Source organism: Ruegeria sp. HKCCD7221, from assembly GCF_013031225.1.
GTDB lineage: Bacteria > Pseudomonadota > Alphaproteobacteria > Rhodobacterales > Rhodobacteraceae > Ruegeria.
This window is the reverse complement of the sequence record NZ_WPZE01000006.1, coordinates 72,356-93,896: the sequence shown is the minus strand read 5'-3', so window position 1 is coordinate 93,896 and position 21,541 is coordinate 72,356. Positions and strand designations below refer to the sequence as shown.

The 21,541-nt window shown below is 58.4% G+C and carries 25 protein-coding genes; 15 read left to right on the top strand and 10 right to left on the bottom strand.

Annotation, left to right across the window (positions count from 1 at the left end; genetic code table 11):
- Positions 1-117: 117 nt before the first annotated feature.
- Positions 118-714, top strand: a complete 597-nt coding sequence (locus GOX73_RS15040) for an outer membrane lipoprotein carrier protein LolA (protein WP_171124441.1) — start codon at positions 118-120, stop codon at positions 712-714.
- 14 nt (positions 715-728) lie between these two features.
- Here the strand turns inward: GOX73_RS15040 and GOX73_RS15035 are convergent, their stop codons facing one another.
- Complete coding sequence (locus tag GOX73_RS15035; RefSeq protein ID WP_171124439.1) at positions 729-1,310, bottom strand: lytic transglycosylase; 582 nt, start codon at positions 1,308-1,310, stop codon at positions 729-731.
- Positions 1,311-1,370: 60 nt separating this feature from the next.
- Positions 1,371-2,252, bottom strand: coding sequence for an AEC family transporter (locus tag GOX73_RS15030; RefSeq protein ID WP_171126351.1), 882 nt, complete (start codon positions 2,250-2,252; stop codon positions 1,371-1,373).
- 80 nt (positions 2,253-2,332) lie between these two features.
- Between GOX73_RS15030 and hspQ the strand changes: the two genes are divergently transcribed.
- A complete protein-coding gene (gene hspQ, locus GOX73_RS15025; RefSeq protein ID WP_171124435.1) occupies positions 2,333-2,659 on the top strand; it encodes a heat shock protein HspQ in 327 nt (108 codons plus the stop codon).
- Between the two features lie 24 nt (positions 2,660-2,683).
- Here the strand turns inward: hspQ and GOX73_RS15020 are convergent, their stop codons facing one another.
- From GOX73_RS15020 to GOX73_RS15010, 3 genes are all read right to left on the bottom strand, one after another.
- Positions 2,684-4,261 carry a gamma-glutamyltransferase family protein gene (locus GOX73_RS15020; protein ID WP_171126350.1) on the bottom strand — a complete coding sequence of 526 codons (1,578 nt, stop codon included), beginning with the start codon at positions 4,259-4,261 and terminating at the stop codon, positions 2,684-2,686.
- Positions 4,262-4,459: 198 nt separating this feature from the next.
- Positions 4,460-4,900: an ATP-binding protein gene (locus tag GOX73_RS15015; RefSeq protein ID WP_171126349.1), complete on the bottom strand. Its 441-nt coding sequence runs from the start codon at positions 4,898-4,900 to the stop codon at positions 4,460-4,462.
- A gap of 31 nt (positions 4,901-4,931) precedes the next feature.
- On the bottom strand, positions 4,932-5,270 hold the full coding sequence (locus GOX73_RS15010; RefSeq protein ID WP_171126348.1) for an STAS domain-containing protein: 339 nt from the start codon (positions 5,268-5,270) through the stop codon (positions 4,932-4,934).
- Positions 5,271-5,372: 102 nt separating this feature from the next.
- On the opposite strand from GOX73_RS15010, the gene GOX73_RS15005 reads away from it, so the two are divergent.
- The gene (locus tag GOX73_RS15005; RefSeq protein ID WP_171126347.1) at positions 5,373-6,545 is read left to right on the top strand and encodes an acetyl-CoA C-acyltransferase; all 1,173 of its coding nucleotides are present in this window, start codon (positions 5,373-5,375) and stop codon (positions 6,543-6,545) included.
- 59 nt (positions 6,546-6,604) lie between these two features.
- Positions 6,605-7,057 (top strand): GAF domain-containing protein, encoded by a 453-nt coding sequence (locus tag GOX73_RS15000; RefSeq protein WP_171126346.1) that lies wholly within the window; start codon positions 6,605-6,607, stop codon positions 7,055-7,057.
- A 36-nt stretch (positions 7,058-7,093) separates the two neighbouring features.
- On the opposite strand, the gene GOX73_RS14995 is transcribed toward GOX73_RS15000, so the two are convergent.
- Entirely contained in the window at positions 7,094-7,483 is a 390-nt protein-coding gene (locus tag GOX73_RS14995; protein WP_171126452.1) for an SHOCT domain-containing protein, read from the bottom strand.
- A gap of 116 nt (positions 7,484-7,599) precedes the next feature.
- Complete coding sequence (locus tag GOX73_RS14990; RefSeq protein ID WP_371808651.1) at positions 7,600-7,932, bottom strand: DUF1294 domain-containing protein; 333 nt, start codon at positions 7,930-7,932, stop codon at positions 7,600-7,602.
- A gap of 57 nt (positions 7,933-7,989) precedes the next feature.
- On the opposite strand from GOX73_RS14990, the gene GOX73_RS14985 reads away from it, so the two are divergent.
- The 9 genes from GOX73_RS14985 (at position 7,990) to rarD (ending at position 18,643) form a co-directional block, all read left to right on the top strand.
- Entirely contained in the window at positions 7,990-8,559 is a 570-nt protein-coding gene (locus GOX73_RS14985) for an XRE family transcriptional regulator (protein WP_171124424.1), read from the top strand.
- Positions 8,560-9,183, top strand: coding sequence for a LysE family translocator (locus GOX73_RS14980; protein WP_171126345.1), 624 nt, complete (start codon positions 8,560-8,562; stop codon positions 9,181-9,183).
- A 4-nt stretch (positions 9,184-9,187) separates the two neighbouring features.
- A complete protein-coding gene (locus GOX73_RS14975; protein ID WP_171126344.1) occupies positions 9,188-9,568 on the top strand; it encodes a GFA family protein in 381 nt (126 codons plus the stop codon).
- 15 nt (positions 9,569-9,583) lie between these two features.
- Entirely contained in the window at positions 9,584-12,031 is a 2,448-nt protein-coding gene (locus tag GOX73_RS14970; protein WP_171126343.1) for an FAD-dependent oxidoreductase, read from the top strand.
- A complete protein-coding gene (locus GOX73_RS14965; protein WP_171126450.1) occupies positions 12,031-13,083 on the top strand; it encodes a zinc-binding dehydrogenase in 1,053 nt (350 codons plus the stop codon). Before GOX73_RS14970 ends, GOX73_RS14965 begins: the two co-directional genes overlap by 1 nt.
- A 14-nt stretch (positions 13,084-13,097) precedes the next feature.
- Positions 13,098-13,991, top strand: coding sequence for a homocysteine S-methyltransferase family protein (locus tag GOX73_RS14960; protein ID WP_171126342.1), 894 nt, complete (start codon positions 13,098-13,100; stop codon positions 13,989-13,991).
- Between the two features lie 4 nt (positions 13,992-13,995).
- Complete coding sequence (locus tag GOX73_RS14955; protein WP_171124414.1) at positions 13,996-14,940, top strand: GlxA family transcriptional regulator; 945 nt, start codon at positions 13,996-13,998, stop codon at positions 14,938-14,940.
- Positions 14,941-15,029: 89 nt separating this feature from the next.
- Positions 15,030-17,483 carry an FAD-dependent oxidoreductase gene (locus GOX73_RS14950; RefSeq protein ID WP_171126341.1) on the top strand — a complete coding sequence of 818 codons (2,454 nt, stop codon included), beginning with the start codon at positions 15,030-15,032 and terminating at the stop codon, positions 17,481-17,483.
- Positions 17,484-17,737: 254 nt separating this feature from the next.
- Positions 17,738-18,643 carry an EamA family transporter RarD gene (rarD, locus tag GOX73_RS14945; RefSeq protein ID WP_171126340.1) on the top strand — a complete coding sequence of 302 codons (906 nt, stop codon included), beginning with the start codon at positions 17,738-17,740 and terminating at the stop codon, positions 18,641-18,643.
- Here the strand turns inward: rarD and GOX73_RS14940 are convergent.
- A complete protein-coding gene (locus tag GOX73_RS14940; RefSeq protein ID WP_254429215.1) occupies positions 18,634-19,338 on the bottom strand; it encodes an SGNH/GDSL hydrolase family protein in 705 nt (234 codons plus the stop codon). The genes rarD and GOX73_RS14940 overlap by 10 nt on opposite strands.
- A 2-nt stretch (positions 19,339-19,340) precedes the next feature.
- A complete protein-coding gene (locus tag GOX73_RS14935) occupies positions 19,341-19,751 on the bottom strand; it encodes a nuclear transport factor 2 family protein (protein ID WP_171126339.1) in 411 nt (136 codons plus the stop codon).
- A 96-nt stretch (positions 19,752-19,847) separates the two neighbouring features.
- Here GOX73_RS14935 and GOX73_RS14930 point away from each other — a divergent pair, with 96 nt between their 5' ends.
- Positions 19,848-20,495: an RluA family pseudouridine synthase gene (locus tag GOX73_RS14930; RefSeq protein ID WP_171126338.1), complete on the top strand. Its 648-nt coding sequence runs from the start codon at positions 19,848-19,850 to the stop codon at positions 20,493-20,495.
- 2 nt (positions 20,496-20,497) lie between these two features.
- Here the strand turns inward: GOX73_RS14930 and GOX73_RS14925 are convergent, their stop codons facing one another.
- Positions 20,498-20,683, bottom strand: coding sequence for a hypothetical protein (locus tag GOX73_RS14925; protein WP_171126337.1), 186 nt, complete (start codon positions 20,681-20,683; stop codon positions 20,498-20,500).
- Positions 20,684-20,786: 103 nt separating this feature from the next.
- On the opposite strand from GOX73_RS14925, the gene GOX73_RS14920 reads away from it, so the two are divergent.
- Positions 20,787-21,476, top strand: a complete 690-nt coding sequence (locus GOX73_RS14920) for a YafY family protein (protein WP_171126336.1) — start codon at positions 20,787-20,789, stop codon at positions 21,474-21,476.
- Positions 21,477-21,541 lie beyond the last annotated feature (65 nt).

Genomic DNA, 21,541 nt, shown 5'->3' with positions numbered 1-21,541 from the left:
TATCAAAATCAAGTGACGCGCTGAAATTATGGGTTTCAGCGCGTCTGCTGTTTTAGGCACCCCTGAAATCGGATTTGGATATTTAATAACAGCGGCGAAACGCATATCTGGTAGATCATGAAACAGATTGCTTTTGCCCTGGCCCTGACGCTGGCTGCGCCGGCTGCGTGGGCCGCTGAAAAACTGCCTTTGTCGCAGATCTCCAACTATCTCAACGGTCTGAAAACCGTTGAGACCACGTTTACGCAGGTCAATGATGACGGTTCATTGAGCACTGGTAAACTGTGGATGGAACGGCCGGGCAAGATGCGGTTTGAATATGATCCACCAAACAGCGCGGTTGTTCTGGCGCGTGCAGGAACGGTTCAGATATTCGACCCGAAATCCAACCAACCACCCGAGCAATACCCGCTGAAGCGCACACCGTTGTCGCTGGTACTGGCGCGCAACGTCAATCTGGGGCAGGCCAATATGGTCGTCGGGCATGAGTTTGACGGAACAGCCACGGTCGTTACCGCTCAGGACCCGAAAAATCCCGATTCGGGCCGGATTGAGTTGATGTTCACTGGCGATCCGATAGAGCTGCGCAAATGGGTCATCCACGACAATGCCGGTAGCCAGACTACTGTTTTGCTGGGCCAATTGGATACGGATAACAGGTTGGATCAAAGCCTGTTTTCCAACCGCGCGCGAAGCGGGTCAGGCAATCGCTGACCCGCTGAGTTCTCTTAGTACCGACAGCCGGCCAACTGTGCCTGATACAGCTTGGCGCGCGCATCCACGTCATTTGCGACGTTCAACAGCCAAGTCTTGCTGTAGTGGCTACCACGTGCATATCCCGTATGACCTTCGTGATAGGCGAGATACTGGTTGCGCGTGTCGCTGGGATGAATCCCGTTCCGCTCATAGCTTTTGTTCATGTACCAGCCGATGAAATCCGAAGCGTCCCGGATACGGTCGCGCTTGGCACGGCGTTTGCCGGTCTCTTTCTGGTATTCATCCCAGGTTCCGTCCAGTGCCTGACTGAACCCATAGGCGCTGCTTTGACGGCCCATCGGGATGACGCCCAACACGTATTGATGCGGTGTCCTTGCGTCATGGCGATAGCGGCTTTCCTGATAGATAGTCGCCATCTGGACGTGAACCGGGACGCCCCATTTGCGCTCGGTGCTTTTGAATGCTTTGATATAATCCGGCCGTTCGCGCGCAATGCTGCACGCGTCATTTAGCTTGCTGGGCGGTTGCTTTGACCCGCCCCCACAGGATGCCAAAAGCAGCACCCCGAAGAGTACGATAAGAATTCTGCTCATGTGCCTCGTGCCTTTTTTCTTTATTCTAGCGCAGATTGCGCTCCGAGGAAATCACAATCGCTATAGAACGATAGCTAGAATAATAGGCAAAGCGGCAACAGACAGAACAGTTGAGACCATGACCAGCCCGGCGACGGCGTCTGAATCTGCGTCAAACCGCTCGGCCAGCAGGTATGAAGTCACCGCAACCGGCGTGCACATTTGCACAAGCAGCACCCCAAATGCGACGGCATCAAGGTCAAACGCCACCGCGATCCCCCACCCTAAAACAAAGCAAACCGCGAGTTTGAGCAATGAAAGCCAGATGGCCTGACCCAACTTGCGGGTGGTCAGGCGCGCGATGGCGACGCCCACTGTGATCAACATCATGGGAATCGCCATTTGTCCCAGCAAGTCCAGTGTATTGGTCAGAAAGACCGGGGTCTCCCATCCGCGCCACAGGAACAGCACGCCGAGCAATGTGGCCCATACCATCGGTTCGCGGGCAACTTTGACAAACGCGCCTTTGCCCGCGACCAGATAGATGCCGTAAGTGAACGAAAGTAACGCGGTAACGGCCAGAAACACGACCGCAAACCCCAAACCCGCCTGACCAAAGGCAAACAGGCACAAGGGCAATCCAAGATTTCCGGTGTTCCCAAAGATCAACGGCGCCAGATACGTCCGTCGATCCAATCCGCCAAGCCGCACGAATACCTCAAAGGCAACTGCAAGCACGACGTGACCCGCAATGGCCGCCACAGTGAAACGCGTCAGTTCACCGGCCGGGATCTCGGTCTGCATCAGCGCAACAAAGATAAGGCTGGGCACCGCAAGGGTAACCGCAAGGCGGGTTACAAACTGCAGCCTGTATTCAAACCCCAGTTTGACCCAGACAAAGCCGATACCCGCCAAAAGAAAGACAGGGGCCACGATTTCAAAGACTGTCAGTAAGAGGTTCACAGACTGTTTCCCTAAATTTCAGATCAATGATTGGCATTCTCGCGCGGAAAGAGGTAGTAAGACCCTTGGGGGCTGTGAAAATGCTTAAGACAAACGCCAAGTACCGTTTGGGCCAGGTGGTCCGCCACAAAAAACATCCCTTTCGGGGGGTGATTTTCGACGTGGATCCAGAGTTTTCCAATACCGAAGAATGGTATCAGGCCATTCCGGAAGACAGCCGCCCGATCAAGGATCAGCCGTTCTATCATTTGTTGGCAGAGAATGATCAATCCTTCTATGTTGCTTATGTTTCTGAACAAAACCTGATTGCCGATCAGTCGGGCGAACCTGTGGAACATCCTGATATCCCCGACATGTTCGGCCCGTTCGAAAACGGGGCATATCCGCTGCACTTTCATTTGAACTGATCGGGTGCGCGCTCTGCGCTCGGATCAATATCCCAGCGCACAACCGTCTTTCCTGGGATCGCTTCCGCCTTCCAAGACGCCATCTTCACGGATCCTGATTGCCTGGGCGCCGCCAAGTGGTGTTTCTGGAGTTTGGACATTGTGACCCATGCTGGCCAATTGTTGAGCGACCTTGGGCGGAATTCCGCGCTCTAGCTTAAGAACGCCTGCATCTGCAAAGGCACGCGGGGCGTCAATACTTTGCTGCAGTCCCAGCCCGTGATCTGTCAGGTTGGACAAAAGCCGGGCGTGCCCGGTTGGTTGAAAAGCGCCGCCCATAACGCCGAATGGCATGGTGACGCGCCCATTTTCGCAGAGCATACCCGGGATGATCGTGTGCATCGGGCGTTTGCCGGGGCCCATTTCATTGGGGTGCCCGGGTTCAAGCGTGAATCCGGCCCCTCGGTTTTGCAGCAGTATCCCGTATTTCTCGGACGCGATGCCCGAGCCAAAGCTGTGGAAGATCGAATAGATCAGGGAAACGGCCATCAGGTCGCGGTCAACGACCGTAATGTAAACGGTGTCTTTGTGGATTGCCTCGGTCAGGAGGGGCGCCGCAGGCATCGCGCGTTTGGGGTCGATCAGGGCTGCCAGCCTGTCGGCCAAGACCTGATCGCAGAATAACTCGGCCCGCGCAGTGTGATCAGGGTCTGCAATGAACCGGTTCCGCGCATCATATGCCAGTTTCGAGGCTTCGGCCTCGATATGTATGCGCTCGGTCCCGAAGGGATCCATGCTGGCCAGATCGAAGCTTTTCAGAATGTTCAAAAGCAGGATCGCGGTCGCACCCTGACCGTTTGGTGGGTGTTCGACAAGGTCAACACCCTGATAATTGCCAACTACGGGCTGGGCTTCGGTGCATTTGGTTGCCTGAAAATCAGCAAGCGAATGTCCCCCGCCCATTTGCGTCAGTGCATCGACCATGTCTTGCGCGATATCGCCAGAATAGAAGGCGTCGCGCCCCCGCTTGGCGATCTGGCGCAGAACTTCGGCTTGACCAGGCGCGCGGAAGACCTGCCCGACCTTCGGCACTTTACCGTCGATCAGGTAATGACCGCGCGCGGGACCCTGCAGTGTTGCCTCGCCTGTTTGCCAGTCGAACGCGACCCTTGGTGCCACCGGCACACCGATGTCGGCGTAGTGAATCGCAGGCTGAAGGATCGCGTCGAGGCCCAGTTTGCCTTCGGTTTCGGCCAGATGGCATATAGCGTCCACCGCACCGGGTATGGTGACTGACTCCGTTGTATTCAGCGGCACAGTCGTCAGACCGGCATTGCGCAGTTTCTGGGGGTCCGCCGCCGAAGGTGCTCGCCCCGAACCATTCAGCGCGCGGATTTCATTTTCTCCGGCCCGGTTGAAAAGCACAAAGCAATCGCCGCCCAGCCCAGTCATCTGCGGTTCGCAAATACCCAGAAGGGCGGCCCCGGCGATCGCCGCATCCATTGCGTTGCCGCCTTTTTGCAGAATGTCCACTGCGACTTGAGCTGCCAAAGGGTGCGATGTGGCACACATGCCTTCTGTCGCCAGAACTTCGGATCTGCCCGGAGTGTGAAAATCCCGCATAGCTTTGTTTCCCTGATTGAACGCGCCGAAGGTATCGCGCAGGCAGATATTGTCCAGTCAAATCAATGGGAAGTTCCTCGGCGCCGTTCACTGGGTGGGGGCTGTGACACTGGACGCCGAGGGAAGCTATCTGAGCTACGAGAATCACTATGCCCTTTGTTTGCGGCGTGACCATGGTTTGATTGTGGCGATTTTGGGTCAGCCGGAGTCTGGAAAGTCGAACCGAAGCGACAGCCTGTTGCAGCCCCCTTTGCGCTCATATCGGATGTCGCTGGTCAATTCATGGATCAGGAACCAGCCAAACCCACCCTCGGGCAATTCATCAATCGTTTCGCCCAATGCTGCAGGAATGCCTTCGGGAATACAAAACCCTGGCAGAGGCATGCCGGTGTCGGAAATCAGGATGTCGAGCCAGTTCTGGTGAAAGCGGCAATGTACCTGCACCCGGGCCGGGGTTATCCCGGCATACGCATGTTCGACCACGTTGTTGATAGCCTCTGCCAGCGCGATTTTCACGTCACCGGCCTTGTGACCGGGCAGGCCCTTTTCTTCTAGGCACAAGCTCAACCTGGCGATGCCAAGGCTGGCTTCTGCTTCTGTCGCTACAAAACTCAAATCCAGGCAGTTACAGTTACTCATTGGTGTCGTGCCAATTCCGTTGAGCGGCTGGTTAGTCTGTGGGGGCGGACAGCGCGTCGTCCAGCGACGCAAACAGCTTGAAAACCGTATCCATGCGCGTCAACCGAAATACCTTTTCGACAAAGGGATGCAGTCCGGCCAAATCCAGCCTGCGACCATTGCCGAGCTGCTTCATCGCAGCGACGATGGCGCCAAGACCGCTGGAATCAATGAACTCTACATGGGTCAGATTCAGAATGACCCGCGCATTGTCACCTTGAGCTTCGTTCCTCATGTCTTCCTTGAACTGGATGGCCATGGCTGCATCTATCCGGTCGGAATGAACCGTGATGATCTGTGTGCCGCCTGTTGTTTCGCTGGTCAGGCTCATGCGCGATGATCCTTTAAACTGAAATTCAATCGTAGAAATACGCTAGACGGCAATTCTTACCATTCGGTATCCATCATTCCGGAAAACAGGAGGAGCACCCCGATGAATCATGTTGTTATTGCAGGCGCGGCCCGGACACCCATGGGCGGATTTCAAGGCGTGTTTGACGGTGTGCCAGCGGCCGATTTGGGGGGCACTGCCATTCGCGCTGCGTTGCAAGGGGCCGGAACCCAGACGGTAGACGAGGTACTGATGGGTTGCGTTCTGCCCGCTGGTCAGGGGCAGGCACCGGCGCGGCAGGCCGGGTTTGCGGCGGGTCTGGGCGAAGACGTCCCAGCCACAACGCTGAACAAGATGTGCGGCTCTGGCATGAAGGCCGCGATGATGGCGTTCGACCAGATCGCGCTGGGACACGCGGACACAATGGTCGCGGGGGGGATGGAGAGTATGACCAACGCCCCTTACCTGCTGCCGAAGATGCGCGGCGGGGCCCGGATCGGGCATGGTCAGGTCGTGGACCACATGTTCCTTGATGGATTGGAGGATGCCTACGACAAGGGTCGGCTGATGGGCACCTTTGCCGAGGATTGTGCGGAAGCCTACCAGTTCACCCGCGAAGCGCAGGATGAATATGCGCTGCAGTCCCTGTCCAATGCTCTGGCTGCACAGGAAAGCGGGGCGTTTTCGGACGAGATCACCCCGGTCGTTGTCCCGACCCGCAAGGGTGAGGTGCAGCACGCCGCGGACGAACAGCCGCAATCTGCCCGACCCGAGAAGATACCCACACTGAAACCTGCATTCCGCAAAGATGGGACCGTGACGGCAGCCAACTCATCCTCGATCTCGGATGGCGCGGCTGCGCTTGTGCTGGCGTCCGAGGATGCGGCCAAAGATCGGGGGCTGACCGTACGTGCGCGAATTCTGGGCCATGCCAGCCATGCTCAGGCGCCGGGGTTGTTCACAACCGCACCTGTCCCCGCCGCCCAGAAATTGCTGTCTAGGATCGGATGGTCCAAGGATGACGTCGATCTGTGGGAGGTGAACGAAGCCTTTGCTGTTGTGCCGATGGCATTCATGCATGAAATGGGCTTGCCGCGTGACAAAGTGAACGTAAATGGCGGGGCCTGTGCATTGGGGCACCCGATCGGCGCTTCGGGCGCGCGCATTATGGTGACGCTTTTGAATGCGTTGGAAAAGCGCAACCTGAAACGGGGTGTCGCGGCGATCTGCATCGGTGGCGGAGAAGGCACCGCGATCGCGATCGAACGTGTTTGACCCATGGGCGGTTTCGGCATAGGTGGCGTAGCAAGACGACCTATGCCGGACAATCCAAGATGACCGTTGATTACGACCTGCTGGCGAAAACCATGTCAGCCCTGACCGAAGGGGAAACTGACGCGGTCGCGCTTATGGCAACCGTCGCGTGCGAGGTGCATCATTCCGACGACCGGTTCGACTGGACCGGGTTTTACCGCGTGACAGAACCGGATGTGTTGAAGATCGGCCCGTATCAGGGCGGTCACGGATGCCTGATTATCCCGTTCGAGCGGGGAGTCTGTGGCGCCGCCGCGCGCACGGGCGAGGTGCAGCTTGTGCCCGACGTGGATGCTTTTCCCGGCCATATCGCCTGTGCATCGACCACGCGGTCAGAACTGGTCTTGCCGGTGCGAAACGCGTCAGGCGACATTATTGCCGTGTTTGACATCGACAGCGATCAACCGGACGCATTCACGCAGCAGGACGCGGACGCGCTTGGTGCAATTCTAAGTGCCATTTTCGCAAAATAACTCCGGCAAGTGCGGCACTGGCCGGAGCATTATTTGTTACGCGCTGAGGATCTTGGCTTTGTGGGCTGCGAACTCTTCGTCTGTCAGAACGCCCTTTTCCTTTAAGGCGGCAAGACGCTCCAACTCGTCCGCGGTGGATACCGTCGCGACGGATCGGATATAATCCTTCTGTGCTTCTTCGATTTTATTCATCGCCTCGACATTGTGTTCATGCATCTTTTCGCCTCGTGCGATCAGATAGGACAGAACCCCGAGCCAGGGAACAAGGATAACAAACGCGATCCATGCGGCCTTGCCGAAACCGCTCAGGTCTTTTGAGCGGAACACATCGGCCACCACCGAAATCATTACCCAGAACCAGGCTACCATCAGGAATAGCCAGAAGATCGACCACACTATGTCGAAAAACCCGATGCCATTTTCCATGTCTCTTCCAACCCTTTGCCAATATAAGATTATTTCAGGAATTCAGTAACTACGTCAGTGTAGCAGACAGTTTCCTCTTTGGCTGCGGATAATTTTTGATTGAAAGTTCGCGTGTGTCAGGGTGGGAAGTGGGTGGCCAGAAAGTACAGAACAGCACCCTGCAGACCGAGCACCAGATAGAGGTACATTGAAAACCGTCGCTTGCGGGTTTTGTGTTGGAAAATCCAGCGTCCCAAAACCGCGCCCGGTGCCCCGCCGATCACGGCGAGCCATAGCAGTTTGGCCTCGGGCACGCGGGTTTTGCGACGTTTGGCGCGCAGTTTGTCCCATCCAAATGCCAGCAGGGTCAGCAGGTTAATGACCCAAAGATACGTAACTGCAATCCACATGTCCGACGAAAAAACAATCCCCGTCAGACACCCAAGTGAAAAAATGCTTGGAAATTTCACCGACTCAGGTCATCGTGAAAAAGTCACTAAAATTTTCACGAACAACCGGAGCACCACGTGAACAGCCAAGCCCCAAACAGGTCGACTCTTGGCGCGGATATCCGGGCATTGCGCAAAGCGCGGGGTTTGACCCTGACCGAGATCGCGGCGCGTCTGGAGCGTTCGGTTGGATGGCTCAGCCAGGTCGAAAGGGACAAGTCCGAGCCGTCGATCTCGGACCTGCGCCAGATCGCCGAGTGTCTTGGTGTGCCGATGTCGATGTTGTTCGCACATTCAGCCGCACCAGCGGACGAACAGGGGTATATTGTGCGCGCTGGTTCACGCCGTCCTATGGGATCGGGTGAGGAAGGTTTGATCGAGGAATTGCTGTCACCTGATCTGACCGATGATTTCGAAATGGTGCATTCCACGTTCGAACCCCGATCCCAAATGCAGACCCCCGCCGATCGTCCGACGCAAGAGGTCGGCTATGTGGTGTCCGGCCGTCTGGACTTGATGATTGGAGGACGGCAGTTCTCGGTCGGGCCGGGGGACAGTTTCCGCATCAAACATGAACCCTACCAATGGGCCAACCCTTATGATGAGCCCGCCGTGACCGTCTGGGTCATCGCGCCACCGGTGTATTGAATGAGCTTCGAAGCCTGGACCATATTCGCGCTGTTTTGGGTGGTGTTCGTGACTACTCCGGGGCCAAACGCGGTGAATTGTATCTCGAACGGGATGAGCCTGCCGTTTCCCAAGGCAATGCTGGGGGTGTTGGCGATCCTGACGCAGGCCAGCGCGTTTCTGATCCTTTCGGCGCTGGGCATAACGGCGCTGATTGCGGCCTCTCCCACAGGGTTTTTCATCGCCAAGCTGATCGGCGCGGGGTTCCTGATCTGGATGGGCATCCGCGGTTGGATCAATGCCAGCAAGCCCGCGCCTGCGTCCGAGCGGCCAGCGCGCCATGTCTATCTGCATGCGTTGGCGGTGGCGACGATCAACCCCAAAAGCGTGGCCGGGTATCTGGCAGCGTTTTCTCAGTTCGTGCAGCCGGACGTGCCAGTCTGGCAGCAGATGGGGGTGATCATGCCGACCGCACTGATCATCACAACACTCAGCTATACCGGGTTCACCCTGTTGGGTGCGCTGATGGGCAAAGCGGCCTTGGGGGCTGTGTTCAACATCTGGGTCCGCCGCGTAATGGCGACCTGTTTCATCATTTACGGCGTGCTGCTGGGCACCAGCTCAACGCCAGCAACAAGGGGGTAAAGACATGCACACCGGTTCCTGCCTTTGCGGCAAGGTTGCGTTCAAAATTGTCGGAGATCTCACGCCGCCAAATGCCTGCCACTGCGGTCAATGCCGTAGGCAGTCGGGGCATCTTTGGGCCTCAACCGTCACGCATCAGGACAACCTCAGCTTTACCGCCAGCGATACACTGGGTTGGTATCGCGCCTCGGATATCGCCAAGCGCGGCTTTTGCAGCGCCTGTGGCTCGTTCCTGTTCTGGCAGCACAATGACGAGGATACGATTGCGGTTTCAATGGGGTCTCTGGACGAGCCCACTGGAGTGAAACTCGCTCGGCACATCTTTGTCGCTGACAAGGGCGATTATTACGACATCCAAGACGATCTGCCCCAGCGGGCACACTGACAGAGGATCAAGACCATGAGTGATTTTCCAACCAAGGCCCGTGTGGTCGTTATCGGCGGTGGCGTTGTCGGCTGTTCGGCGCTGTATCATCTGGCCAAGAAGGGCTGGACCGACTGCGTTCTGCTGGAAAAGAATGAGCTGACGGCGGGCTCGACTTGGCACGCGGCGGGGAACGTGCCGACCTTTTCGACCTCGTGGGCGATCATGAACATGCAGCGCTATTCGACCGAGCTGTATTCGCGGCTGGCCGATGAGGTCGACTATCCAATGAACTACCACGTCTCGGGCTCAATCCGTCTGGCGCATAGCAAAGAACGGATGCAGGAGTTCGAGCGCGCCATGTCCATGGGTCGCTATCAGGGCATCCCGATGGAGATGTGGACCGCGGAAGAGGCCAAAGAGCGCTATCCTTTCCTTGAAACCCATGACCTTGAGGGTGTGCTGTACGACCCCACCGACGGCGACATCGACCCGGCGCAGCTGACGCAGGCGCTGGCTAAAGGCGCGCGGGATTTGGGACAAAAGATCATCCGCTTCTGTCCGGCGACTGGCGTGACTCAGCGCGACGACGGCATGTGGACCGTTCACACCGACAAGGGCGATATTGCCTGTGATTACGTGGTCAATGCCGCCGGGTACTATGCGCAGCGCGTGGGCGAATGGTTCAAACCCTTTGGTGGGCGCACCGTGCCTGCCATGGTCATGAGCCATCAGTACCTGCTGACCGACGAGATTCCGGAAATCGAGGCGTGGTCGAAGGAAAACGGCGGCAAGCTGCCGCTGCTGCGCGACGTGGATATCTCGTACTATCTGCGGCAGGAAAAGAACGGCTTCAACCTTGGCCCGTATGAGCCCAACTGCAAGGGTCATTGGATGAGCGAAGACGATCCGATGCCCGAGGATTTCAGTTTTCAGCTGTGGAACGACGACCTAGACCGGATCGAGGACATCGTCACCGACGCGATGGAGCGGGTGCCGTTGATGGCGACCTCGGGCGTGGGTCGGGTGATCAACGGCCCGATCCCTTACGCGCCCGACGGGCTGCCGCTGATCGGGCCGATGCCCGGTGTTCGAAATGCGTTCGAGGCGCACACATTCACCTTCGGTATCGCGCAGGGTGGTGGCGCTGGCAAGGTGCTGGCCGAATGGATCGTCGATGGCGCGACCGAATGGGATATGTGGGCCGTCGATCCGCGTCGTTACACCGACTACACCGATCAGGACTACTGCAACCAGAAGGGTATGGAGGTCTACGGCAACGAATACGCCATGCATTTCCCGCATCACGAATGGCCTGCGGCGCGCGACAAGAAGCTGTCTCCGGTTCATGACAAGATCAAGGAACTGGGCGGGGTTATGGGTGCCTATAACGGCTGGGAACGCGCCAATTGGTTCGCCAAGCCGGGCGACGACACCTCGCTGGACGCGACGCATACATGGGGCCGATCCGGCCCGTGGGAGCAGCGGATCAAAGAAGAATGCGAGGCCGTCCGCGACCATTGCGGCGTGCTGGACTTGCCGGGTTTCTCGCGCTTCATGGTCAAAGGCGAAGGCGCGGCCGAGGCGCTGCGCGGGCTGGTAACGGGTGGTCTGCCTAAGGTGGGCCGGATTAATTTGGTCTATATCGCCGACGACCGGGGGCGTATCCTGACCGAGATGTCCTGCTTGCGCTTGGGTGAAGATGAGTTCGTCATGATCACAGCCGCCACCGCGCAATGGCATGACCGGGACATTCTGGTGAATGCGATGCCCTCTGGTATCAGTGTCGAGGATGTCACCACGACACGCGACACGCTGATCGTCACCGGGCCGAAATCGCGGGACATACTGTCGGGTCTGACCGATGCCGACCTGTCGCTGGGCTGGTTGACCCATCAGGCTGCCGCGGTGGCCGGAAAACCTGCCTATCTGATCCGCGTATCCTTCGCGGGCGAACTGGGGTGGGAGGTTCACGCCCTGAACGACGACATGCCCGCGATCTATGATGCGATCCTTGAGGCTGGAGCCACGCCGTTTGGCATGTATGCGCTGAACTCGCTGCGGATCGAAAAAGGCTACCGCGCATGGAAGGGCGATCTGTCGACTGATTACTCGCTGCTGGAAGGCGGGTTGGGGCGCTTCGTCAAACTGGACAAGCCGCAAGATTTCCCGGGCAAGGCGGCGATCCTGAACGAAAAGCAGCAGGGGGTGAAGAAGTCCTTCGTGACCCTGACGGTCGAGGCCGGTGACTGCGACGCGCCCTACATGTCCTGCATCTGGCAAGGCGATCAGATTGTGGGTGAGACGACGTCCGGCGCATGGGGTTACCGCGTGGGCAAGTCTATCGCACTTGGCATGATCAAGTCGGAACTGGCAAATCCGGGCACGGCGCTGGAGGTTGAAATCTACGGTCGAAAATACCCCGCCGTGGTACAAGAGGACCAACCGCTTTGGGATCCAGCCAACGAACGGCTTCGGGCCTGATGGCTGTGCCAAACGTCATGCAAGGCGTCTATCTGACCCACCATGGTGGACCAGAGGCGCTCGAATGGCGCGCGGATATCCCGGTGCCACAACCCGGACCCGGTCAAGTGCTGGTTCGGGTTGCTGCCGCCGGGGTGAACAACACCGATATCAACACGCGCGTCGGTTGGTATTCCTCGGATGTGACCGGTGCGACAGATGCGGTGGATCAGGAGGTCGACGCGGGCGGCTGGGGAGGCGCGCTGCACTTCCCACGCATTCAGGGCGGCGATCTGTGCGGCATAGTTGAACAGGCCGCGCCGGGCACGGGTTTCACCAAAGGCCAGCGCGTAACCTGCCCGATCAACCTACCGCGCCCACGCCCCGGCAACCCGACTGGCTTCATCGCTTTGGGGTCCGAGATTGACGGGGCCTTCGCGCAATATTGTCTGGTCGAGGCGTTTGATCTGTACGATGTGTCGGCCTCACCCCTGTCAGATGTCGAAATCGCTGCCGTCCCCTGTGCTTTTGGCACGGCGGAAAACCTGCTGACCCGCGCAGGTGTGACTGCCGGGCACAAGGTTCTGATCACCGGAGCCTCGGGCGGGGTTGGTCTGGCCGCCGTACAACTGGCCCGGCTGCGCGGGGCGACCGTGTGGGGCGTCACCAGTCCTGCCAAGGCCGAGGTGGTGAGGGATCAAGGCGCGATTGATACGTTCGACCGAGGCGCGCCTTTGCCGAAAGACATGTTCGATGTGGTGATTGACGTGGTCGGCGGTCCCGCATGGCCCGATCTGATCCTGTCACTGAAGCCCGGCGGGCAGTATGCCGTCTCGGGAGCTATCGCCGGACCTATCGTTCAGGCCGACCTGCGCGATATCTATTTGCGCGACATCGCCATTCACGGCTGCACCCATCAGGCGTTCGAGGTTTTCGGCCGATTGGTCGAACTGATGAACGCCGGCCGGGTAAAACCATTGATCTCGAAAACCTATCCGCTAAGAGACATTGCCAAAGCGCAAGCAGACTTTCAGTCCAAGGCGTTTGCGGGAAAACTGGTTCTCATTCCCTGAGGAAAGGTAAGGACATGGCGGATATCACTCTGTTGGACGGCTCGATTGGGCAGGAGTTGGTCAAACGTGGCGGCGAAAAGCCTACACCTTTGTGGTCGACGCGGGTGATGATGGATCAGCCCGAATTGGTGGGGCAGGTCCATGCAGATTACTTTCGACGCGGCGCGACCGTGGCGACTACGAACACCTACGCTATCCACCGCTCGCGTCTGGTACGCGAAGGGATCGAGGATCAACTGCCCGCCCTGATCGACACGGCGTTGACGCAGGCGGAAGGCGCGCGACCTGCGTCGCGTGGGCGGATCGCCGGGGCACTGGGGCCTCTGCTGGCCTCGTACCGGCCCGACCTGAAACCCGATGTTGAAGAGGCGGCGCTGAAATATGCCGAGCTGGTCGGTCTGATGAACGATCGGGTGGACCTGTTCCTGCACGAAACCGTGTCCTCGCTGCAAGAGGCCGAAGGCGCGCTGCGCGGCACGGAAAGCGCGACTAAACCCGTCTGGCTGGCGCTGTCGGTGATGGACACTGACGGCACCCGCCTGCGCTCGGGCGAGCATCTGGCGCAGGTCGCGCCGCTGGTGGATCGCTGTAAGCCGCAAGCGGTGCTGATCAACTGCACCCGCCCGGAATCAGTGATGCCCGCGCTGACGATCCTTGAAACGATGGGCCGCCCGTATGGGGCCTATGCCAATGGCTTCACCGGCATCACGCAAGAATTTCTGGAGGACGCCCCCACCGTTGATGCGCTGGAAGAACGTCATGACCTGACCCCCGAAACCTATGCCGATTTCGCAATGTCTTGGGTCGAGCACGGGGCCACCATTGTCGGCGGCTGCTGCGAGGTAGGCCCTGATCATATCGAGGCATTGGCCCACGCGCTGCACGCCGCCCGACACAGGATCGTTTAGGGCGATGGCGACACAGCAGCATTTCGATATCCTCGTCGCCCCCGGCTATGTGCTGCTGGAACTGGCGTCGCTGGTCGAGGTGCTGCGTCTGGCCAACCGCGTCTGCCCACATCCGCCTTTTACCTATGCGTATAAATCCCTGAAGGGCGGCCCGATCCATTCCAGCAGCGACGCGATGATCCAGACCGAGGCCGTCAGTGCCCAACCCAAGGCGGATTACTTGTTTGTCATTGGCAATACCGATCCCGATCACCCTGACCTGTCGTTGGGTCGCGTGGTGTCCGACTATACCTATCGCGGCGCGCAGGTGTTTCTGCTGGCCGAAGCCGCCAGTCGTTACATCGACGAACACGGAACTGAGGATATGGCGACCCATTGGGAGAACGCTTCGTTCCTGCGCGAACGCGGCGCCCGGTTCGAGGCCAAGCTGTCCATCGCCACCCAGCAAGGCGCTGTAGTGACGTGTGCGGGGATGGAGGCGACGACGGATGTGGCTTTGTCGGTGATCGGCCGTCACATCTCGGGGCCCGCCAAGATGACCGTGGCCGATATCATGTTGCACGAGAACATCCGCGATTTTTCCTCGATGCAGCCGTTTTCCGGCGCGCGCCTGACCGCCACCGGGGATGCCAAGCTGGACCTGTGCATCAAGCTGATGCAGGCCAATATCGAAGACCCCTTGCCGATCCATCAGATCGTCGAAGAACTGCACCTGTCCAACCGTTCGCTTGAGCGCAAGTTCAAGACTTTCTTCGGCACCACCCCGAACGGGTTCTACCGCGAAATGCGGTTGGCCAAGGCCAATAACCTTCTTCTCAACACTACTATGAGCGTGCGCGAAATCGGCCTGGCTTGTGGATTTCCGAACGGATTTTCGTCTGTCTACAAAAGCTTTTTCGGCGTCACGCCGTTTGTTCTGCGCCGCGAAAAGCGCGTAGCACATCGGTGAAAATTACCGATATTGTGACGCTTTTGGCACATTTATTGTCGATCTTCCATGCCAATTTGACCCAAACCTGACAGTGCGGAGATTTCAGGATGGTTGATCTTCCCAACAAGGCCCGTGTGGTCATCATCGGCGGCGGCGTCATCGGATGCTCGGTCGCATATCACCTGACCAAAAAGGGCTGGAACGATGTTGTCCTGCTGGAGCGCAAGCAACTGACCAGCGGCACAACATGGCACGCGGCAGGCCTGATCGGGCAGTTGCGCGCAACGTCGAACATGACCAAATTGGCGCGCTATTCGGCCGAGTTGTATCTAGGGCTCGAAGAAGAAACCGGCGTGGCAACGGGGATGCGTCAAGTCGGGTCGGTCTCGGTCGCGCTGACCGACGAACGTCTGGAAGAGCTTTACAGGAACGCCGCAATGGCCCGCGCCTTTGGCGTCCCGGTCGAAGAGCTGTCTCCGACCGAGGTGAAAGAGCGCTACGGGCATATCAATCTTGATGGTGTGACCGGGGGGGTCTGGTTGCCGACCGATGGCCAGGCCGATCCCGCCAATATTGCGCTGGCACTGGCCAAGGGTGCGCGTCAACGTGGGGCGATTGTTCAGGAACGGGTAAGAGTTTCCGGCATTTCTCGGCAGGGGAGGTGGGTCAATTCTGTGGAATGGGTCAGCGATGATGGCATGACGCAAGGCCATATCGAATGCGATATGGTCGTGAACTGCGCGGGTATGTGGGGGCATCAGGTCGGCCGCATGGCAGGCGTAAACGTGCCGCTGCACGCGTGCGAGCATTTCTACATCGTCACCGAAGGGATAGATGGTCTGACCCAACTGCCGGTACTGCGCGTGCCGGATGAATGCGCCTATTACAAGGAAGACGCGGGTAAAATCCTGCTGGGGGCCTTTGAACCTAACGCAAAGCCCTGGGCGATGAATGGCATCCCCGATAGTTTCGAATTTGACCAACTGCCCGAGGATTTCGACCACTTTGAACCGATCCTAGAGGCGGCGGTAAACCGGATGCCGATGCTGGCCGAGGCGGGAATTCATACGTTCTTCAACGGGCCGGAATCTTTCACGCCCGACGACGCCTATCATCTGGGTCTCGCGCCCGAGATGGACAATGTTTGGGTCGCTGCCGGGTTCAACTCGATCGGTATCCAATCCGCCGGTGGTGCGGGTATGGCACTGGCCGAGTGGATGGACAGCGGAGAAAAACCCTTTGACCTGGGCGATGTAGATATTGGCCGGATGCAGCCGTTTCAGGGCAACAAACAGTATCTGTTTGAACGCTCCAAGGAAACGCTGGGCCTGCTCTATGCCGACCACTTCCCCTATCGCCAGAAGGCCACCGCACGCGGGGTACGGCGCACGCCCTTCCACCATCACCTGCTGGAACAGGGTGCTGTCATGGGTGAACTCGCCGGGTGGGAACGGGCCAACTGGTTCGCCAACGCAGGTCAGGAACGCGAATACCACTACAGCTGGAAACGTCAGAACTGGTTCGAAAACGCGGCTGCCGAACACCGCGCGGTGCGCGAGAATGTGGGCATGTATGACATGTCTTCCTTCGGCAAAATCCGCGTTGAAGGCCCCGATGCCGAGGCGTTCATGAACTATGTCGGCGGCGGCAACTACGCGGTACCCAATGGCAAGATCGTCTACACTCAATTCCTAAATCGCACAGGTGGGATCGAGGCGGACGTGACCGTCACCCGCCTGTCCGAGACCACCTATCTGGTCGTCACACCTGCCGCCACACGCTTGGCCGATCAGACATGGATGCAGCGCCACGCGGATGCGTTCAACGTGGTCATCACGGATGTCACCGCAGGCGAAGGTGTTCTGGCCGTCATGGGTCCCAATGCGCGCACGCTGTTGCAAAAGGTCTCGCCTGCTGATTTCTCGAACGCGGCAAATCCGTTTGGCACCGCGCAACAGATCGAGATCGGCATGGGCCTCGCCCGCGCGCATCGCGTCACGTATGTGGGTGAACTGGGGTGGGAGATTTATGTTTCCTCAGACATGGCAGGCCATGTTTTCGACACCCTGTTTGAGGCCGGGCAGGATATGGACCTGAAACTCTGTGGGATGCACATGATGGACTCGTGCCGGATCGAAAAAGGCTTCCGCCATTTCGGCCATGACATCACCTGTGAAGATCACGTGGTCGATGCCGGGCTGGGCTTTGCTGTGAAAACCGACAAGGGCTGCGACTTCATCGGGCGCGAGGCAGTGATCGCACGAAAGGAAACCGGACCACAAAGCCGATTGGTTCAGTTCAAACTCACTGACCCCGAACCGCTGCTGTTCCACAACGAACCCATCCTGCGGGACGGTGAATATGTGGGTTATCTGAGTTCGGGCAACTATGGACACACGCTGGGTGGTGCCATCGGTCTGGGCTATGTGCCCTGCGCGGGTGAAAAGGCTGCCGATGTTTTGGCCTCAAGCTATGAGATCGACGTCTGCGGGGTGAAGGTCACAGCAGAAGCATCGCTAAAACCGATGTATGACCCAAAATCGGAACGCGTAAAAGTCTGATGCGCGGCAAAAGGGGGCTCTGCCCCCGCCGCGGCAAGCCGCGACTCCCCCGGGATATTTGGGGCCAGATGAAGCAGGAGATCCACTCTTCATCTGGCTAAAAATATCCCGGAGCGCGAGGCAGAGCCTCGCAAGGTGAGCCGTCGCAATTGGCGAGACATATCAGATTCCATGATGGTGTCCGTCACAGATTTCGCGGATTTCTTTTTTCTGAGTTTGTCTTACAGAGCTTCAAGATCAATCGGAGACTCACCATGGCAGACACCCCAGTCCCGTCGAACAATGGCGACACGCCTAAAGGGTTGGCGCTGGCGGTCACGGCCTATGTTTTGTGGGGGTTTCTTCCACTTTACATGAAGGCGTTGGTGCATATCGGCCCGGTTGAGGTCGTGGCGCATCGGGTCATTTGGTCGGTACCTGTGGCAGGTGCGTTGTTGATCGCGCTTGGGCGAACCGCTGATCTGAAAGCGGCGTTGCAAAACCCCAAAATGTTGGGCATGGCCTGTTTGACTGCGGCGCTGATATCTGTGAACTGGGCGATTTACATCTGGGCCATTGCCAGCGGAAATGCGCTGGATGCCGCGCTTGGGTATTATATCAACCCGCTGTTCAGCATAACTTTGGGCGCGGTTCTACTGCGGGAGCCACTTAACAAAACGCAATTGATTGCCGTTGGTCTTGCTGCGGCCGGCGTACTGGTCTTAGTTCTTCAGGCTGGCAGTTTGCCTTGGGCGGCCCTGGGCCTGATGGTCAGTTGGGGGTTCTACGCATTCTTCAAGCGATCTTTGCCTATCGGCCCAAATCAGGGGTTCCTGCTTGAGGTCCTGATCCTCTTGATTCCGGCATTGGTTTACGTAACGTGGCTTGGTGCCAAAGGAACTGGGCATTTTGGGGCAACGGGTTCGGATACCCTGTTGTTGGCCGCTGCGGGGGTGGTGACGGCCGTTCCTCTGCTGGTTTATGCAAACGGGGCAAAGCTGGTGCGCCTGTCGACGATGGGCATATTGCAGTACATCGCACCGACCATGATCTTCATCACCGCGATCACTGTTTTCGGCGAGCAGATTGACAGGGGGCGCATGATTGCGTTTCCGCTGATTTGGGCTGCGTTGGTTGTGTACTCGATTCCAATGATCCGGCAGATGCGCGCTCAGGCCTGACGCAGGAGTGTCGCGGCTTCGGATGCCCAGATGGCATAAGTTTTTGGGCTGGGATGATAGCCGTCTGGCGCGGCCAATGCGGGATCGTCAGGCAAGTTGAGCGTTAGATGGCGCGCCTGAGAAAACCCGGCGGTGACTTCTTGCAAAGCCTGATCCAACCGGGCGGCCTGCTGACCCAGAACCCAGGCCAATGGCTGCGGCAGCGCTGGAAACCGGGCCATTTGGGGGACGCCTGTCGCGACAATGCGACGAACGCCAAGCTGCCGGACAAGAAGGTTCATCAATAGCGTCTGTCGGTCGGCGAACTTCTTGCGTGTGACGCCATGCGTGACATCATTCACTCCCAGCGCTGTGACTGCCATGTCAAATTGGCCGACCAAAACCTGTAGGCGGTTAAGTGTATCCTGCGTGGTGTGGCCGGTCATGGCTTCAAGCTGCCATTCGACGGTGTAGTACCGGGACAATTCCCGAACCAGATGCCCTGAAAGCGCCTGTGCCTGCGTGCCGGCGCCTACACCGGCGGCCGAGCTGTCCCCGGCGATCAAAAGGCGCAGTCGGGGCCCCCGACCATTTCGGCCGCTGCGGGGGCCTATGGGTTCGGGCAAAAGTTGCGCGCTCCGTCGGACAGACAGGCCCTGTGCGGCCAGAACTGGCAGCAGCGGCACCCGCAACAACTGGTCTGGGGCTACTGGCATCATCAGCTCAGTGCGTTTTTGTATTCCAGAAAACGCGGATCGGTCATGACGCGGGCCATCATCGCTTCGCGCAGGGCACCAATCGTTTTGTAGGGGCGCATGACGACTTCGAACTCCTGTATCATACCATCGTCATCCAGTGTGATCAGATCTACGCCGACCGCATCCAGATCGCCAACCTTGCACTGAAATTCCAACGCCCAATCCTTGCCGTCGCCCATGACCCGCCGATAGTGAAAATCAGTGAACACCTGCCCCACATGGCCCAGTACCGCCGCGACCGGGGCGCGCCCTGTCCATGTGCTGAAATAGGTTGGGGGTGAAAACCGCACATCCTCGGCCAGCAGTTCTAGAATCTGGGATTCGTCACCTTTGGCAACAACCTCTTGCATGCGCTCGATTGTGGTGTGCATGAATTTTCCTCCGCTTTAGGGGCAGAGTTGCGGAACTATGCGGCGCAAGCAAGGACGACGTTGCGGGAGGCAGCGGGCTGCGATAGGCAGGCGCGCATGAGCGAACCCTACGATCCACCCCAAACACCTCTGGACGTGTTGCACGAAGATGCGCAACTGATCGTGGTGAATAAACCATCGGGCCTGTTGTCGGTTCCGGGGCGCGGAGAGCATCTTGCCGATTGCCTGCTGACACGGGTGCAGGCAGCCTTTCCGCAAGCCTTGTTGGTGCATCGGCTCGATCGGGATACGTCGGGGGTGATGGTGTTCGCGCAGACCCCGCACGCCCAACGGCATCTGAGCATGCAGTTCGAGAAGCGCCAGACGCGCAAAACCTATGTCGCGCGTGTGTTTGGTCGGGTTGAACCCAAAACCGGCACCATTGATCTGCCGCTGATTGTGGATTGGCCCAATCGCCCGCGTCAGAAGGTGTGTCATGAGACTGGTAAACCTGCTGTCACGGATTGGCGGGTCGTTAAACACGAAGGCGACACGACCCGTGTGCGCCTGTTTCCGAAAACCGGGCGGTCCCATCAGTTGCGGGTCCACATGCAGGCTTTGGGTCACCCGATTTTGGGCGACCCGTTTTATGCGGACGGTGCAGCGCGCGACTATCCGCGCCTTATGCTGCATTCCGAAGAATTGCGCCTGAAAAACCCCGAGGGCGGCGTTTCTATGAAATTCCGCGCCGCACCCGAATTCTGACGTCAGACTGCGTTGGTCCAGAGCAGCTTGAGATTGCCCAGAGAAAACCGCCTTGCGTGGCGTCTGGCGGTGCAGCGTTGACGGTTTGCTGCGACTTCGCGTTCTACTTCAAAGGCGCGCAGGTTGTGCTTCTCGGCCCATTGACCCAGTTTGAGGGTCATTAGAACATGATTGTCTCGGCTTGGCATGGAGGGCATCCTTTTTTGTGTTGGTCCAGCCTTGCCGATCACTGCTGACACCACCTTGTCAGGGGGCTGTGTTAGAGTGTCAGCAGTTCAGCCGGAGATTTTCATGCGCCGTTCGACCCGTTTGTTTGAGATCATCCAAATTCTGCGCGCCTCAAACGCGCCCGTCACCGCCGAGATGCTTGCCGAAAAGCTCAAGGTTTCCGTTCGGACGGTTTATCGCGATATTGCCGCGTTGCAGGCGCAGCGCATCCCAATCGAAGGTGAGGCGGGCATCGGGTATCTGATGCGCCGTGGTTATGATCTGCCGCCACTGAACTTTGACGCGGAAGAGGTCGAAGCATTGTGGGTTGGTCTGTCCATGCTGGCGCGCACCGGCGACAGCACGCTGCAACAGGCCGCCGATCGGGTGTGTCGCAAAATCGACGCTCTGCGTGCGCCTGCGGATTGGCTGCAAGTGGCCCCGTGGGGCGCGCCCGCAGACGACCCCGAAAAGGGATGCGTTCAGGTTGTGAACTACCGTGAGGCGATCCGGTCCGAGCGCAAGATCCGTATTACCTATGTCAATTCTGCTGGTGACCGGACGGAACGGACCGTGCGCCCAGTTGCGCTGATCTATCATATCGAGTGCACGATGCTTGCTGCATGGTGCGAGTTAAGAAACGGGTTTCGACATTTTCGGACCGACCGCATCTGGTCCTGTGATCTGATCGATGATCACTTTTGCGGTCAGGGCGCGCCGCTTCGCGCGATATGGCAAGAGCAAAATCGCTGGGACGCTGCCACACAACAATGACTGGCGGGTAACTGCCGATATCACCGGATTGTTGCTTGAGCCTGCTCGGCGTCGGCGCGATATAC